This window comes from Tahibacter sp. (assembly GCF_032229445.1).
Classification (GTDB): Bacteria; Pseudomonadota; Gammaproteobacteria; order Xanthomonadales; family Rhodanobacteraceae; genus Tahibacter.
This window is the reverse complement of sequence record NZ_JAVTWC010000109.1, coordinates 40,446-55,217: the sequence shown is the minus strand read 5'-3', so window position 1 is coordinate 55,217 and position 14,772 is coordinate 40,446. Positions and strand designations below refer to the sequence as shown.

Genomic DNA, 14,772 nt, shown 5'->3' with positions numbered 1-14,772 from the left:
TCGAACGCGGCGAAACCGATGTGCGGCGCTGATCGCCGGCCTGGTCCGGCCGATCGTTCACTTCGCTGCAGGCCGCCGCGCGCGTGCGCGATCGAATTCGATGCAGAGATTCTCCGCGCCTTCGAGAAACCGCGGCGAAGGCCGGCCCAGCGCCGGCGTCGACAGTGCGACGAGATTGCCCCAGGCCGTGGCGTGCATGGTCGTCAGCGTCTTCCATCCTGAGAGGGCATCCTCGGTCTCGCCATCGTAGGTGACGATGACGTCGGGATTCGCTGCGACGACCGCTTCGCGATTGACCGTGGGCACGGTCGCCGCGAGGCCGCCGAAAATGTTCACGCCTCCACAAAGTTCGATCGCATCGCTGATCATCTGCTGGCCGTTGATCGTCATCAGCGGGCGCTCCCACACCTGGTAGAACACGCGAATCGGCGGCCGTCCGGCGTATTTCCTGCGCAGCGCGCCGATGCGCCCGCTCAATTGGTCGGCGACACGTGTGGCCTCTGTCGTCGTGCCGGCGAGCGTACCCATGTCGATGATCGATTTCGCGATGTCGGCGATCCGCCGCGGTTCGCTGTAGTACACCGGGATGCCGAGGACCTGCAGTTTTTCAAGCACCGCCGCCGAGTCGACATGCGACCAGACTATGATCAGGTCCGGCTTCAGGCTGACGATGCGTTCCATGTTGATCATCGCCGCATCGCCGACCTGTGCGATCTGCGTGGCCTCCGGCGGATAGTCCGAATAGCTCGACGTGCCGACCACATAGCGTCCGGCGCCCGCGGCGAACAGCAGCTCGGTCGTGCTCGGCGCGAGGCTGACGATGCGATGTGCCGGCGCGTTCAGCGTAACCGTGCGGCCGGAGTCGTCGATCACGCTGATCCCGGTGTCCGCGTTCGCGCGGATCGGCAGCGTCGACAGCGCGAGACCGATGACGCAGGCGCAAGCGCACGAGGCCATGCGCGCGATCGGGTGGGCGAACGTTGCGATTCGGGGCATGGCCAGTCCTTGATCCGGCGAGACTATGGCGGCGGCGCGCTGTGCGTGCGGTCCGCGACGAAAAAGATCTCGCCATCGACGAGCTTCTCGGAAATCGGGTGGCGGAACGCGGTCGACAACGAAGCCCCGCTCATGACTTCGCGAATCGGTCCATGCATCAGTGTGCCGTCCCCGAGCAGCAGGATGCCATGGGTCGAATACTCGTACGCGAGGTTGGTGTCGTGGATCGAGTAGATGATGGTCTTGCCGGCGCGCGCGAGCGCCTGCAGATGGGCGAGCACGTGAATCTGGTGGTGCAGATCGAGCGACGCGGTCGGTTCGTCCAACAGCATCACATCGACCTGTTGTGCGAGCAGTGTCGCGATGGCCACGCGCTGCCGCTCGCCGCCGGACAAGGTCGTGACGTCGCGTCCAATCAACTCCCTCATGCCCACGGCGGCGAGCGCCTCGAGCGCGACCGAGTGGTCTTCATCGCCGCCCCATTCCCACAGCGAGAGCCGCGGATGACGCGCGGACAGCACGACATCCAGGACCTTGCTGCTGAACGCGTCGCTGACTGTCTGCGGCATGAACCCGCGCGTCCGGGCCAGTTGCAGCGGATCCATGCGCGATGCGTCGCGTCCGGAAAACGCGACCGTTCCCCGGTGAATCCGCTGCAGGCCGGCCAGCGCGTTCAGCAAGGTGGACTTGCCGCTGCCGTTGGCGCCGAGGACGCACCACATTTCGCCGGCGTCGACGCGCAGGTCCAGCGCGCGGATCAGGTCGCGGCCGGCCACGCGCAAGCCGAGGTTGCGCAGCTCGATGCGGGTCGTTCCGGGCGCGTCGGTCATGGCTCAGCGTCCGCGCAGCAGCAGCGTCAGGAATGCCGGAACGCCGACGAACGCGGTCACGACCCCGACCGGAAGTTGCTGCGGATCGACGATGGTGCGCGCGATCGTGTCGGCCACCACGAGCAACCCGCCGCCCGCGATGGCGCACGCCGGCACGAGCACGCGCTGGTCGTTGCCGATCAGAAGCCGTAATGCATGAGGCACGACCAGACCGACGAAGCCGATCGTCCCGGCCGTCGTGACGGCAGTCGCCGTCGATATCGACGCGGCAACGAAGATCAGACTCTTGAGCGGGCCCACGCGTACGCCCAGCGTTGCCGCAACCGCATCGCCGCGCAGTAGCACGTTGAACTGGCGCAGTCGTGGCCCGACGGCGAGCAGCAGCACGGCCAGCACGATCAGCACCGGCGCGTAGTTCTGCACGCCGCCGAGATCGCCCATCGCCCAGAACAGCATGCCGCGCAGGTTCCTCTCGGGTGCGAGCACCAGGATCAGCGTGACCACGGCGCCCCAGCCGGCCGCGAGCATCACGCCGGTCAGGATCAGCCGGGGCGAATCGACGACCGTGGTGGAAATCCGCAGCCGCGCCAGATCGCGGCTCGCGAGCACGAAAACCAGCAGGCTCGAGGCGAGCGCGCCGGCCGCCGCGCTCGCGGTCACCGCGAACACACCCGCGCCGAGCAGCATGGCGCCGAGCGCGCCGACCGCCGCGCCGCCCGACAAGCCAAGGATGTACGGATCCGCGAGCGGGTTTCGCAGCAGCACCTGCATCAGGCAGCCTGAAACCGCGAGCAGGCCGCCGGTGCCGAATGCCGCGAGCGCCCGCGGCAGCCGCAGCTGGTAGACCGCCGTGGCGGCAAGCGTATCGCCCTGCCCGAACATCGCCGCGATCGAATCGCGCACCGTGATGTCGCTACTGCCGATGAACAGCGCGGCAAACAGCGCGGCCACGGCGCCGAGGAGCAGCACCGTCCAGATGCCGACGGCGCGCGTGAAGGTTGCGGGCCGGTAATCGGAGGAACTTCCGTGTTGTGCGCTCACGTTCCACTTCCCTCGTTCGGTGGACGATTGTAGGTGGCCCGGCGGTGGCGCGTTAGCATGGGTGCGGCATTCCGCAGCGGGACGGCGCGTGACCGAGAACTCATCCCCGATGGAATCCGCTCCGGTATTCGACTGCGATCTGCTCGTGGTCGGCGGCGGCATCAACGGTGCCGGCATTGCGCGCGACGCGGCCGGACGCGGGCTGCGCGTCGTGCTTTGCGAGCAGGATGACCTCGCCGCGCATACGTCCTCGGCCAGTACCAAGCTGATCCACGGCGGGCTGCGCTACCTCGAGTACTACCAGTTCGGCCTCGTGCGCAAATCGCTGCAGGAGCGCGAGGTGCTGCTCGAGGCCGCACCGCACCTGATCCACCCGCTGCGCTTCGTCATGCCGCATGCGCCGCACCTGCGGCCGGTCTGGATGATCCGCCTGGGCCTGCTGCTGTACGACCATCTCGCACGCCGACGCCGCCTGCCCGGCTCGGGCGTCGTCGACCTACGCACGCACGAAACCGGCGCGGCCCTGCAGCCGGCGTTCCGCCGCGGCTTCGTCTATTCGGATGGCTGGGTCGACGATGCGCGTCTTGTCGTTGCCGCGGCCAGGGACGCCGCCGAACACGGCGCGACGGTGCTGACCCGCATGCGCTGCGCGACCTTGCACCGCGCGGCGTCCCACTGGGAGGCCGGGCTGATCGCTGCACGCGGCGGGCATGTGACCGTGCGTGCTCGCGCCGTCGTCAACGCGACCGGGCCGTGGGTCGCGCAGTTCCAGCACGAGATCGCGAAGGTACCGGCCCGGCACGGCATCCGCCTGGTCCGCGGCAGCCACATCATCGTGCCGCGCCGCTTCACGCATTCACAGGCCTATGTGTTCCAGGGCGAAGACCGCCGTATCGTGTTCGCGCTGCCGTACGAAGACGCGTTCACGCTGATCGGTACGACCGAAGTCGATGTCGCCGACGATGCGGCCGCAGCGCAGATCGCACCCGGCGAAATAGAGTACCTGTGCACGCTGGCCAACCGCTATTTCCGCGAGCCGCTGAGTGTTGCCGACGTCGTCGCGAGCTATAGCGGCGTGCGCCCGCTGCTGCGTGACGACGAGGCCAGTCCCTCCGCGGTCACGCGCGACTATGTGCTCGACGTCGATGCCGACGGTCCGCCGCTGCTGTCGGTATTCGGCGGCAAGATCACCACCTTCCGACGCCTCGCCGAACAAGCCGTCGACGCGCTGTCCGCGGCGTTGCGCCAGTCCGCTACCGCGTGGACGCGGCGCGCCCACCTGCCGGGCGGCGATCTGCCCGATGCCGACTTCGCGCGCTTCGAACACGACCTCACCCACCGCTGCCCCTGGCTGCCGCCGCATCTGCGTGTGCGTTATGCGCGTGCCTACGGTTCGCGTGTGCTGCGCGTGCTGGGCACCGCGAAGCGTCTCGACGATCTCGGCGAGGAAGTGCTGCCGCAGCTGTATGCGGCCGAGATCGACTATCTGCGCCGCCAGGAGTGGGCGCAGACGGCGGAGGATATCCTTTGGCGGCGCAGCAAGCTGGGGTTGCACCTGCCGCCGGACGCGCCGGCGCGGCTGGACGACTGGCTGCAGCGCGCCCGCATCGACGACGACGCCCATCGAGAGAGGCCGGGATCCCGTTCCCGGCCCCTGTGCGAGTGACGCTGCGGCCCGACCGCGTCGAGCCTGCGTGGGTCGGCCGCCGGCGCATGCCGGTCGATCAGGGTTTCGCGGCGTCGCAGCTCGGGCGCAGTTTCAGCGCCGTGGCGATCTCGCGCCAATCGAACGCGCCGACCCCCTGGTCGTCATGCACGGCATAGAACACCCCGTCGGGAAAACGCTTCGTGCCTTTCTGCTGCAGCCAGATGCCGTCGGTATTGGCGACGGTCTCGCCGGCGAAAGCGCCGAGGTGTTCCATTGTTACACGATCGAAAATGTGGAATAGCGAGCGGTCCTTGAACTGGTCAGTCGCGATCCAGTAGCCGCTGCCGTCGGCGCACTGCCACAGGGCAATGCCTTCGGCCTGGGCCTTGAACAGGCCGAGGCCCAGCGTGCGGCCGCGATAACGGCCGGCGAGGTCGTATTCGCGCACGGCGGTGCCTGTGAGGGTGTCTTCCTCGGCGATCAGCAGGCGATCGTGGCGACTGTCGCCCCAGAGCGATTCAGGAATGCGGATCGCACCGGCCGCGCCGGTGTCGCCGATAGCGCCGCGCAACGTCGCGGTGACTTTCGCGTCGGCGATGCGGACCAAATAGCGCCGCACGCGCCGATCGAGCTGCGCCAGCGGCGGCACGATGTCGTCGCCCCTGGCGTCCTTGCCGGCCATGTAGGCGTCGCTGACAAGGACGTCGTAGCCGCCACCCTCGGCGGCGCGCAGCCAGATGCCGTAGGGCTGTTGCAGTTCGGCCTGGCCGAAGCTGCCGAGGGATTCGAAACCCGGCAGGCGCAGCACCTGCACGCGGCGATTGTCGCGTTCGACGACGAACAACAGGTCGTCCGCGACGAAGATGCCGTTGGGCCGGTCGAACTGTCCCGCTCCCGTGCCGGGCGTGCCGACGACGCCCGCCGCCGCGCCGCTGTCGCCGTCGTAGCGCATCAGGCGACCGGTCTTCTTCGCCGTCGCGAGCAGCACGGCGCTACCGTCCGGAGCCAGCCACACGGCCGGCGAATCGACGTTGTCTTCCGGCGTCAGCGGCGTGACGAAACGCTCGCGGATGGTCGCGTGCGCAATCCCCGAGGCGGAGAGCAGCGGTTCGGCGACGGCCTGCTCGTCAGGCTCGTTCGTGGACGTTGGCGCGGTTGCTGTCGGTGCGATCGAACAGGCGTTGAGTACGGCGCCGAACATCGCGGCCAGCGGCAGGCGCAGGTTGCGCAGGTACATGGGCTTCCCCCCGAATCAAACAGACGGCGCTTTTAGCAGTTCCACATGACGGATTCCTGGCAATGACATGAAAGCCGCGCTGTCATGCGGTCGCCATCTGCCGACACTACAACTCCGGAACTTTTTCAGGGGATCCGGATCATGACCAGACGACTCTTGGCGCTGGCGCTGCTCAACGCGCTGGCCACGGCGGCATTCGCGGAAACCGTCGTCGATGCGGCCGCTGCGCCCGATCCGGCCACGGCGACGGAACTCGACAGGGTGATCGTCACCGGCGAGATCACTTACCGCGACCGCACCGACGATACGGCGCCCGTGCTGGTCTACGACCTCGACTACTTCCAGCGCTTCGAGCCGCGCACGGTCGGCGACATGCTCAAGCGCGTACCGAGCGTGAGCTTCATCTCGGACGTGCTCGAATACGACGGCGCACGCCTGCGCGGCCTCGATCCGGGCTATACGCAGATCCTCATCAACGGCAAGAAGGTGCCTGGTGGCGGCGACGACCGCTCGTTCTTCGTCGACCGCATCCCGGCCGAAGTCGTGGAGCGGATCGAGATCGTGCGCAACGCCAGCGCAAACCGCTCCGGCGACGCGATCGCCGGTGCGATCAACATCGTGCTGCGCGACGCTTATGAATTCGACGGTGGCTACGTGCGCGCCGGCATCTCGCATTTCGACGACGGCGAGATCAAGCCCACCGCCGCGGTCGTCGCGAGCGGCGAGCTCGCCGGCGGCCGCATCCTCGCCGGCGTGAGCCACCAGGGTCGCTACAACCCGAAGAAGAAAGTCAGCCTGCGCTACGACGAGCCGGGCGGCGATTTCGACAATCGCGAAGATCAGGACGATACGCGCGACGGTACCGACGACTCGTTCAATCTTTCGTACGTGCGTGAGGTTGGCGCGGGGAAGCTCGCGCTGTCGGGCCTGTTCGTGCGCACCGACCGTAGCGAGACCGAGCGTTCGCTGGAATACAACGACCGCACCAGCATCTCCCGCGACAATCTGTTGTCCGTCAACGATCAGGTCGCCGACATTCGCCAGCAGAACGTCGCGCTCCAGGGCGAGTACGGCGTCGAGCACGCCGACGGCGGCAAGACGGCGCTGTCGTTCAACCTGGCGCGCATGACCGACGACACCCGCAACGTCGAGGAAGAGATCGGCTACGACGACGAGGACGCGCCGCCGTCCTTCGACGAATATGAAGGCACGCTGGAGATCTCCGACCTGCGCGACCGCGAGAACGGGCTGACCCTCTCGCACTCGCTCGCGGTCGGCGCGGCGACGATGGAATTCGGCATCGACTATCTGCGCAAGCAACGCGAATTCGCACTGCGCGTCAGCGAGGTCGATACCGACGAGGAGGGCGCGCCGCTGCCGCCGTATGTGGAATTCGACCTCGAGCGCAGCACGATCGACGAACGCCGCGTGGATCCGTACCTGATGTTCACCGGCACGGGCGGCGCACTGGCCTGGGAAGCCGGCCTGCGCTACGAAACGACGCGCAGCCGCATCGAGTCCGGCGAAGGTCGCCAGGACAAGGACTACAACCTGCCGTTGCCGTCGGCGCACCTGCGCTGGGATCTCGGCGATGCGGATCGCCTGAACGTTTCGGTCGCGCGCAGCGTGCGTCGGCCGAACTTCAATTTCCTGCTGCCGATCCAGCGCGAGGGCGAATACGGCGACAACGATTTCATTGGCAATCCCGATCTCGAACTGGAAAAGGCCTGGGGCGTTGACCTCGGCTTCGAACATCGCCTGGGCAAGCGCGGCATCGTCGGCGTGAACCTGTTCTACCGGGACGTCAAGGATCTGATCGAGCTGACCAACACCGGCAATCCGAGCGAAACCTCGCTCGAGGATTTCGAGGACGAAGTCGCCGAGTTCCTGGAAGGCAACCCCGGCGCGACGCCGCAGACGCCAGGCTATCCGGTACTTGATCCGGACAGCTTCCTGTACTCGGCCGCCAACGTTGGCGACGGCGAGGTCTACGGCGTGGAATTCGACCTGTCGACACCGCTGACCGCGCTGGGCCTGCCGGACACCGGCGTATTCCTCAATTATTCGTGGCTCGACAGCAACGTAAACGACGCGCTCGGCGGACGCCGCTTCAACGACCAGGCGCGCTCGGTGCTCAATGTGGGCTTCATCCAGGACCTGCCCTCGCTGGATGCCAACTTCGGCCTCAGCTACCGGCGCCAGGGCAGCGCGTACGGACGTCTGCTTGCCGAGGAAGTTCAGACGCGCTACGGCGCCGATCTCGAAGCCTTCGTCGAAAAGCGCTTTGGCACGCAGTGGTCGCTACGCCTGACCGGCACCAACCTGCTCAACGCGTCGAAGGACGAAACCTTCCACAAGTTCAATACGCTGGGCGAGCAGATCGAGCGCGACTATGACGAGTACGAGATCGAGAGCGAGAAGGCCGGGCCGGTCTATCAGTTCGTCGCGCGCTACGCCTGGTAGGAACGCACGCTGCCGCGGCGCCTGGGACAGGGCGTCGCGACGGCGATTACACTGCGCCGCTGTTTCGCTGCGAATGGCGGTCCATGGGTTCCTCGCGTCTGCTGCGCCTGCTGCACACCCTGCGTCCGACCGAACTCGGTCTTGCGCGGGAACGCTGTGCCGTCTGCGGATCCGGTTGGCTGCTGCGTCTGGCGCGCAGCGAGCTTGGCGTGCGCTGCCCGCGCTGCGGCGCGAGCGCGGTGACGCAGTCGCTGGCCGGCGTGATTCGCGCCGAGCTGCCCGGGCTCGGCAATGCCGCCGTCTATGAAATGTCGGCTCAGGGGCCGCTGGTCGCGTTCCTGCGCCGGCATGCCGCGCTGCTGACCACGAGCGAACTCCTCGACGGTGTCGAACCCGGCGAGTCGCGCGACGGCGTGCTGTGTCAGAACGTGGAACGCCTGACGTTCGCCGATGCCAGCTTCGACCTGTGCACGTCGAGCGAGGTCTTCGAGCATGTCGAGGACGACACAGCCGGCTTTCGCGAAGTGCACCGCGTGCTGCGCCCGGGCGGGCGCTTCCTCTTCACCGTGCCGCTGCACGACAGCGCGGATACCGTCGAGCGCATGGCCCTGCGTGACGGCCGGCGCGTCGCGTTGTTGCCGCCGATGTATCACGCCGACCGCTACCGCGGCGCGACCGTTCTCGTGCAGCGCGACTATGGCCGCGACATCGTCGCACGGCTGCGCAATGCGGGATTCGCCGACGCGCGCATCGAACGGCCAGCGCAGCACCTGTTTGGCCATGCCCGGCCGGTTATCGTCGCGGTGCGTGGCGGTTGAGGAGCGTGTCGCGCCGAAGCGCCGCGCACATCCGGCGGGCGGTGAAGCACCTCGAAGCCGCGCGCGTAGAATCGCCGCATCGAAGCACCGGCGGATGACGATGGCGGCAGACGATGCGCGCATGCCCGTGCAGGACGACAGCGACGGCGGCCTGCGCGCGATCCTACGCAACCTGCGGCATTCGCCGCTGCCGCCGGCGGTGCTCGCCGTCGTGGTGGCGACCGAAGGCTCGACGTATCGCAAGGCCGGCGCACTGATCCTGCTGCCGCAGCATGGCGCCCGGGTCGGCTGGCTTTCCGGCGGGTGCCTCGAGGCGGAACTGGAACAGGCCGCGGCGCGCGCGCTGACGCAGGGCAGGGCGCAACACCTGTGCCTGGACACGCGCGGCGACGATGACCTGCTGTTCGGTTCCTCCTCGGGTTGCCGCGGCGTGGTGGAATTGCTGCTGTTGCCGCTAGCCGAAGCCTCACCGCTGCTCACCGCATTGCGCAGCCTGGAGCGCGAGCCCTACCTGCAGCTGGAACTCGCCGTCGACGGCAGCGGCGTGGCCCGCACGGACACGCAGCAGTGGCGCTGGCCCGCGTCCGGCGCGACGGAAGCGATAGCGCGCTGGCGACTGGCGCTGCGCGCGCCGCCGCGCCTGCTGCTGCTCGGCGCGGGGCCGGAGTCCGCACCGCTGCTGCGCCTCGCACATCTGCTCGGCTGGCACGTCGAAGTGGTCGAATCGCGAGCCCGCTGGTTCGGCCTGCTGGCCGGTGCGGATGCGCATCATGCGGAGCCGGCCGCGCTGCCGGCGTTGCTCGCGACGCAGCGCTTCGCCGCCGCCGTCGTCATGAGTCATCACTATTCGCGCGATCTGGAATTCCTGCAGCACTGCGCGCATAGCGCTATCGCCTGGATCGGCCTGCTCGGTCCGGCGGCGCGGCGCGATGCGCTGCTCGCCGAACTTGATCCGACGACGCGGGACCTGCTGTCGCCGCGGCTGCAGGCTCCGGTCGGGCTGCGCCTGGGTGGCGAGGGGCCCGAGGCCATTGCGCTGGCCATCGTCGCCGCGCTGCAGGGCCAGGGCGCGGCCGCGTGACGCCGCGCCACGGCGTGGTCGTGCTTGCTGCCGGCGCGTCGCGGCGCCTGGGCCGGCCCAAGCAATTGGTCGCGATCGACGGCGAGGCGCTGCTGCATCGCGCGACGCGTGCGGCACTGGCGACGCGGCCAGCGGACCTCGTCGTCGTGCTCGGCCACCAGGCCACGCTGCTGGCCGCCGCCGTGTCGGACCTGGACGTACGCTGCATCAGTGCGACGTCGTGGCAGCATGGGATGGGGCATTCCCTGCGCAGCGGTGCCGATGCGTTGGATCCGGAGTGCATGGGCGTGCTGGTCGTGCTGTGCGACCAGCCGGCGCTCGACGCGGCGCATCTGCAGCAACTGGTGGCGTGCTGGCGTGAAGCACCCTGCGAAGCCGCCGCGAGTGGCTACGCGCAGACCGTCGGCGTGCCGGCACTGCTGCCACGCGACTGGCTGCGCAGTGCGGACTTCGCCGGTGACCGGGGCGCGCGCGGACTGCTGCAGGCGCGCGCGACGGAAACGCACGTCGTCACGAACGAGGCGCTGGCGCGCGACATCGACGCGCCCGGCGATTTGCCAGCGGACGACGACGCGTAGCGCTGGTCCGATGAGCGTGGCTCTGCCACGCAGCGAGGGCGCATCGGGTGACGGATCGGGGGCTGCGCACGAGGGGCCGGCGCCGCCGCTACGTCGGCGCAAAACCCATTTGACGGATCCGGCGATTTTCGCGGCGATACAGAGCAAAAATCGCTTATGCCATGTCCAAAGTCATACGACTTTTGTCCTATTCAACCGGCCTGGCGGCGACCGGATAATGCCTACCAACCGATCGGTCAGTTAGTTTGCGCCTGTGGTCCCTACCCTGTTGGCATCCGCGTACGAAGCATCCGAGAAATCGGCATTGACGCGGATCCTGGTCGAAGCCGAAGTCCTGTTCGCAGAGCGCGGTTTCGATGGGGTGTCGATCAACGAGGTCGCACTGGCCGCCGGGGTTTGCAAAGCCAATGTGTTCCATCATTTCGCGACCAAGCAGGAACTGTATGAGCGGGTGCTCACCCAGGCCTGCGATATTTTCGGCAGGTCGCTCGGTGCGCTGGAACTCAAGGAGCAAGGTCTGGCGGCTCGCCTGCGCCGGCTGGTGGAGTGGCATAACGCCTTCCTGCACCAGCGTCCGCATGGAACGCGGCTGATCTTGCGCGAGTTGACGGGTTCGCCGACCGTGCTGGAACGCAGTCCGGTGTTTCCGCTGATCCAGAATAATTTCGATCGCGTCGTGGGGCTGTTGAACGAAGTGTCGGACGAGTTGCGCGAGGGCATCAGCCCGGCCCTGGTAGCCAAAGTGGTGCTTTCGCTCAACCTGTTCGGTTTCCAGACCGAGCGCGTCAACGAAAAACTGATGGTGGTTGGCTCGCTGGCGACGCGATCCGAACTGCAGCGGCAATGGCTCGACCTGCTGCTGCACGGAATCGAAGCGCCGCACTAGGCACCTGCGGCAACGCGGCAAGGGACGGTCGCCACAGAACTCCCTGGCCCGACCGTCCGTGCTCCTCCCTGCCCTCCGTTGCCTGGTGGACGGGTCAGGGAAACTGGCAACATGATGTACGTTCGAGCGGTATGTTCCATCGGATACGCTGCTACACGACTGAACTCGTTCAGGACTTGAAGACGCACGACGCATCCCCAGTTCTCGCAACACCCGGGTTCCCCGCCTGCCCGGTACCGGCTGACTCCCTCCTCCCCCCCCGATCACCGGTACCGGGTCAGGCACCTTCGCTGGCCCGCCTTGATCCCAGGCCCGTCGACGTTGATGCGGCTGCCTGCGCTCTCCTCGCCTGATATCTCTTTCGCGCTTGTCACGGGCCATCATGCGCTCCGTAGCGCGACACGTTTCCCCCCGCTGTCAGGGCATCGTCACCGGGCAAACGTGGGCGACAAAAAAGCCCGGCACGAAGCCGGGCTCGGAGTGTCGCGACGGATGCCGCGCGGTAGAAGCGATCAGAAGCTCAGGCGCGGACCGACCAGGAACGATGTGTCGTTCTCGGCCACGCGCGCTTCCGCGACCAGGCCGAAGTTCTGCGTGAATTTGTATTGACCGGAGACGCCGAGCGAGCCGTTGCCGTCGGTGCGGTCTAGCTTTTCATAGCCGAGCCATGCGGCGCCTTCAAACTTGGGCGACAGCGCGGAGCGGACGCCGACGCGCGCGCCGTAGCCATCATTATCGAAGGTGGTGTTCTTGACATAGGCGATGTCGGTGAACAGGTCGGTCTGGTCGCCTACGGGCGTGTGATAGCCGACGCCGAGATACCAGGATTTCAGGTCATCGACGAGCGGCGTATCGACATTGACCCGGTTCCAGCCCGCGATTACGTTGAAATTCTCACCGAGCTCGCCGGAGCCGCGGACGGCAACGCCGTCGGCATTGTCGAAATCATCGGGATTGACGTGCACGTAATCCGCTTCGAGCCAGGAGTAGCTCAGATCCGCGGCCTGCGAAGCGAACGGCAGGGCCAGCAGCGAAGCAAGCACGAGGGCAGTACGTTTCATTATGTCTTCCTAGTTTGCTTTAACAGACGGCGTTATCGCCGTGAAAAACAAACTATGGTGCGGTGCGGCCAAACCAAGGCATGACGATCGGCCCGATTTACTCCGGATTCATGACGCTGAATCGGGCGTTGAAAACTAGAGTGATCCTTCAAAACCCATCTGCCGCCAGGCTTCGTAGACGACGACGGCGACGGCGTTGGAGAGATTGAGGCTGCGATTGTCCGGCCGCATCGGCAGGCGCAGGCAACGATCCGGCGGCAGCGTGTCGAGCAGGGCCTGCGGCAGCCCGCGGGTTTCGGAACCGAACATGACCGCGTCGTCGCGGCCGAATGACACGTCATGCGGCCTCAGCGTGCCACGCGTGGACAGCGCGAACACGCGTGCAGGCGTCACGGCGCTCAGGAACGCGGCGAAATCCTCGTGTACCCGAAGGTCGACGTATTCGCGATAGTCGAGGCCGGCGCGGCGCAGGCGTGCATCGTCGAGGTCGAATCCCATTGGACGGATGAGGTGCAGACGTGCGCCGCTGTTCGCGCACAGCCTGATCACGTTGCCGGTGTTGGGGGGAATCTGGGGTTGGTGCAGGACGACATGCAGCATCGGGCGATTATCGCTGCGGCCGCAGGGCGAGGCCAGACGGACGTGCATGACAGTCTTGCGCGCGTCGTTGCGTCCTCGGTGCACAAGCGACCGCCGTTGCGGTCGATCCGGGAACCTCGATGCGCACTACCTTCCTCTTGTCGGCGCTGCTCGTACTGGCGTCTTCTTCGCTGTCTGTCGCCGGCGCTGATACGGTCGCGGTCCAGCAGCGTGGCCGCGAGCTGCTGTTTCAGTCCGGTTGCCATGATTGTCATACGCCCGGCTTTGCGATGAACGGCGGGCAGGCGCCCGAATCCGCGTGGCTCATCGGCGACCAGCTCGGTTGGAATGGCCCGTGGGGCACGAGCTATGCGACGAATCTGCGCCTGCGCCTGAACACGCTGAGCCGCGACGAGTGGCGCGCATACGCACGCGTGATGAAGGCGCGACCGCCAATGCCGTACTGGGTCCTCAATCGCATGAGCGATGCGGACCTCGATGCGATCTGGCTCGCCGTGCAGGCCCTGGGCAAGGCCGGCGAGCCCGCGCCGGCGGCATTGCCGCCGGGTGTGGAGCCGGCCGGTCCCGCCGTGCGCTTTCCTTCGCCGCCGCCGGCTGTCGCCAACGCAGGCCGTTGACGCGACGCCTGCGCGGCCGGGGAAAGCCATTCAACGCCCGGGTGTGATGCACCGCGTTGCGGTTACCACGCCAGCTCGCGGCCGTCCTCGCTCGCGATGAAACGGCCCGCGTCGCTGGCGTCCAGCGCGAGTATCCGCTCGATCAGCGCGATTGCCGCCTGCTCCACGCCGAAGGTTGCGTTCTCGCCGCCCATGTCGGTCTGCACCCAGCCCGGGTGGAGGCTCGCTACGGTGATGCCCTGCGGCGACAGCTCGGCGGCGAGCAGGCGCGTGACCATGTTCAGCGCCGCCTTGCTCATCGCGTAGCTCGGCGTACGGAACGTGTCCGTCGACGCGAGCGAGCCCATGATCGACGAGATGTTCGCCACGCGCGCGCCGGATGCCTGCTGCAACAGCCCGGCGCAGGCCTGGGTCAGCAGCAGCGGTCCGCAGGCATTGACCGCGAAGCTGTCGGCCATCGATTTCGCGTTGACCTGGCCGAAGTGCTCGCCGGAGACGAGCAGGCCCGCATTGTTGATGAGCAGATCGAGCTGGTCGGTGACGATGCGCGCCTCGCCGACGAATGCGGCGATGGAGCGCTCGCTGGCCACGTCCAGCGGCATCACATGCAGACGGCCCGGATGCGCGCCGGCCAGTTCGGTCAGACGCAAGGCCTGGGTCTTGCGGCAGCCGGCGATCACGCGCCAGCCGCGGCTCAGCAGCTGCTGCACCAGTTCCAGACCCAGCCCACGATTGGCACCGCTGACGATGGCGAACGGCATGCGTGACTCCGTGCAGTGATGGCAGCGCATGCTGGGGCAGCGCTGCCACGCAGGCAACCTCTACTGTGGAACGCCTGCGTCTGAACTTTCGCCGGTCGGGGGTGGTCAGGCGGCAATTGCGTGCCGCGGCTGGCCTCGTTAGCCTCCCGCGGTTC

14 protein-coding genes are annotated in these 14,772 nt (G+C 67.3%); 7 read left to right on the top strand and 7 right to left on the bottom strand.

Going from position 1 to position 14,772, the window contains the following annotated elements; all coding sequences use genetic code 11:
* Positions 1-57 precede the first annotated feature (57 nt).
* From RUU78_RS19780 to RUU78_RS19770, 3 genes are read right to left on the bottom strand one after another with little or no spacing between them, the layout of a single operon-like run.
* Positions 58-996: a cobalamin-binding protein gene (locus RUU78_RS19780; RefSeq protein ID WP_313919366.1), complete on the bottom strand. Its 939-nt coding sequence runs from the start codon at positions 994-996 to the stop codon at positions 58-60.
* Between the two features lie 23 nt (positions 997-1,019).
* Entirely contained in the window at positions 1,020-1,826 is an 807-nt protein-coding gene (locus RUU78_RS19775; RefSeq protein ID WP_313919364.1) for an ABC transporter ATP-binding protein, read from the bottom strand.
* 3 nt (positions 1,827-1,829) lie between these two features.
* Positions 1,830-2,867 (bottom strand): iron ABC transporter permease, encoded by a 1,038-nt coding sequence (locus RUU78_RS19770; RefSeq protein ID WP_313919363.1) that lies wholly within the window; start codon positions 2,865-2,867, stop codon positions 1,830-1,832.
* A gap of 109 nt (positions 2,868-2,976) precedes the next feature.
* On the opposite strand from RUU78_RS19770, the gene glpD reads away from it, so the two are divergent.
* The gene (glpD, locus tag RUU78_RS19765; RefSeq protein WP_313919491.1) at positions 2,977-4,533 is read left to right on the top strand and encodes a glycerol-3-phosphate dehydrogenase; all 1,557 of its coding nucleotides are present in this window, start codon (positions 2,977-2,979) and stop codon (positions 4,531-4,533) included.
* A gap of 58 nt (positions 4,534-4,591) precedes the next feature.
* Here glpD and RUU78_RS19760 read toward each other — a convergent pair whose 3' ends face one another.
* Positions 4,592-5,752 (bottom strand): phytase, encoded by a 1,161-nt coding sequence (locus RUU78_RS19760; protein WP_313919362.1) that lies wholly within the window; start codon positions 5,750-5,752, stop codon positions 4,592-4,594.
* A 141-nt stretch (positions 5,753-5,893) separates the two neighbouring features.
* On the opposite strand from RUU78_RS19760, the gene RUU78_RS19755 reads away from it, so the two are divergent.
* The 5 genes from RUU78_RS19755 (at position 5,894) to RUU78_RS19735 (ending at position 11,578) form a co-directional block, all read left to right on the top strand.
* Entirely contained in the window at positions 5,894-8,215 is a 2,322-nt protein-coding gene (locus tag RUU78_RS19755; protein WP_313919360.1) for a TonB-dependent receptor, read from the top strand.
* Positions 8,216-8,298: 83 nt separating this feature from the next.
* Complete coding sequence (locus RUU78_RS19750) at positions 8,299-9,033, top strand: methyltransferase domain-containing protein (protein WP_313919359.1); 735 nt, start codon at positions 8,299-8,301, stop codon at positions 9,031-9,033.
* Between the two features lie 100 nt (positions 9,034-9,133).
* Complete coding sequence (locus RUU78_RS19745; protein ID WP_313919358.1) at positions 9,134-10,114, top strand: XdhC family protein; 981 nt, start codon at positions 9,134-9,136, stop codon at positions 10,112-10,114.
* The gene (locus tag RUU78_RS19740; protein ID WP_313919356.1) at positions 10,111-10,692 is read left to right on the top strand and encodes a nucleotidyltransferase family protein; all 582 of its coding nucleotides are present in this window, start codon (positions 10,111-10,113) and stop codon (positions 10,690-10,692) included. The genes RUU78_RS19745 and RUU78_RS19740 overlap by 4 nt, the downstream gene beginning before the upstream one ends.
* 304 nt (positions 10,693-10,996) lie before the next feature.
* A complete protein-coding gene (locus tag RUU78_RS19735) occupies positions 10,997-11,578 on the top strand; it encodes a TetR/AcrR family transcriptional regulator (protein WP_313919355.1) in 582 nt (193 codons plus the stop codon).
* 512 nt (positions 11,579-12,090) lie between these two features.
* On the opposite strand, the gene RUU78_RS19730 is transcribed toward RUU78_RS19735, so the two are convergent.
* Positions 12,091-12,639, bottom strand: a complete 549-nt coding sequence (locus tag RUU78_RS19730) for a hypothetical protein (RefSeq protein WP_313919354.1) — start codon at positions 12,637-12,639, stop codon at positions 12,091-12,093.
* Positions 12,640-12,774: 135 nt separating this feature from the next.
* The gene (trmL, locus tag RUU78_RS19725; RefSeq protein WP_313919353.1) at positions 12,775-13,287 is read right to left on the bottom strand and encodes a tRNA (uridine(34)/cytosine(34)/5-carboxymethylaminomethyluridine(34)-2'-O)-methyltransferase TrmL; all 513 of its coding nucleotides are present in this window, start codon (positions 13,285-13,287) and stop codon (positions 12,775-12,777) included.
* Positions 13,288-13,358: 71 nt separating this feature from the next.
* On the opposite strand from trmL, the gene RUU78_RS19720 reads away from it, so the two are divergent.
* The gene (locus tag RUU78_RS19720) at positions 13,359-13,856 is read left to right on the top strand and encodes a cytochrome C (RefSeq protein WP_313919352.1); all 498 of its coding nucleotides are present in this window, start codon (positions 13,359-13,361) and stop codon (positions 13,854-13,856) included.
* A gap of 62 nt (positions 13,857-13,918) precedes the next feature.
* On the opposite strand, the gene RUU78_RS19715 is transcribed toward RUU78_RS19720, so the two are convergent.
* Positions 13,919-14,617: an SDR family oxidoreductase gene (locus RUU78_RS19715; protein ID WP_313919351.1), complete on the bottom strand. Its 699-nt coding sequence runs from the start codon at positions 14,615-14,617 to the stop codon at positions 13,919-13,921.
* Positions 14,618-14,772 lie beyond the last annotated feature (155 nt).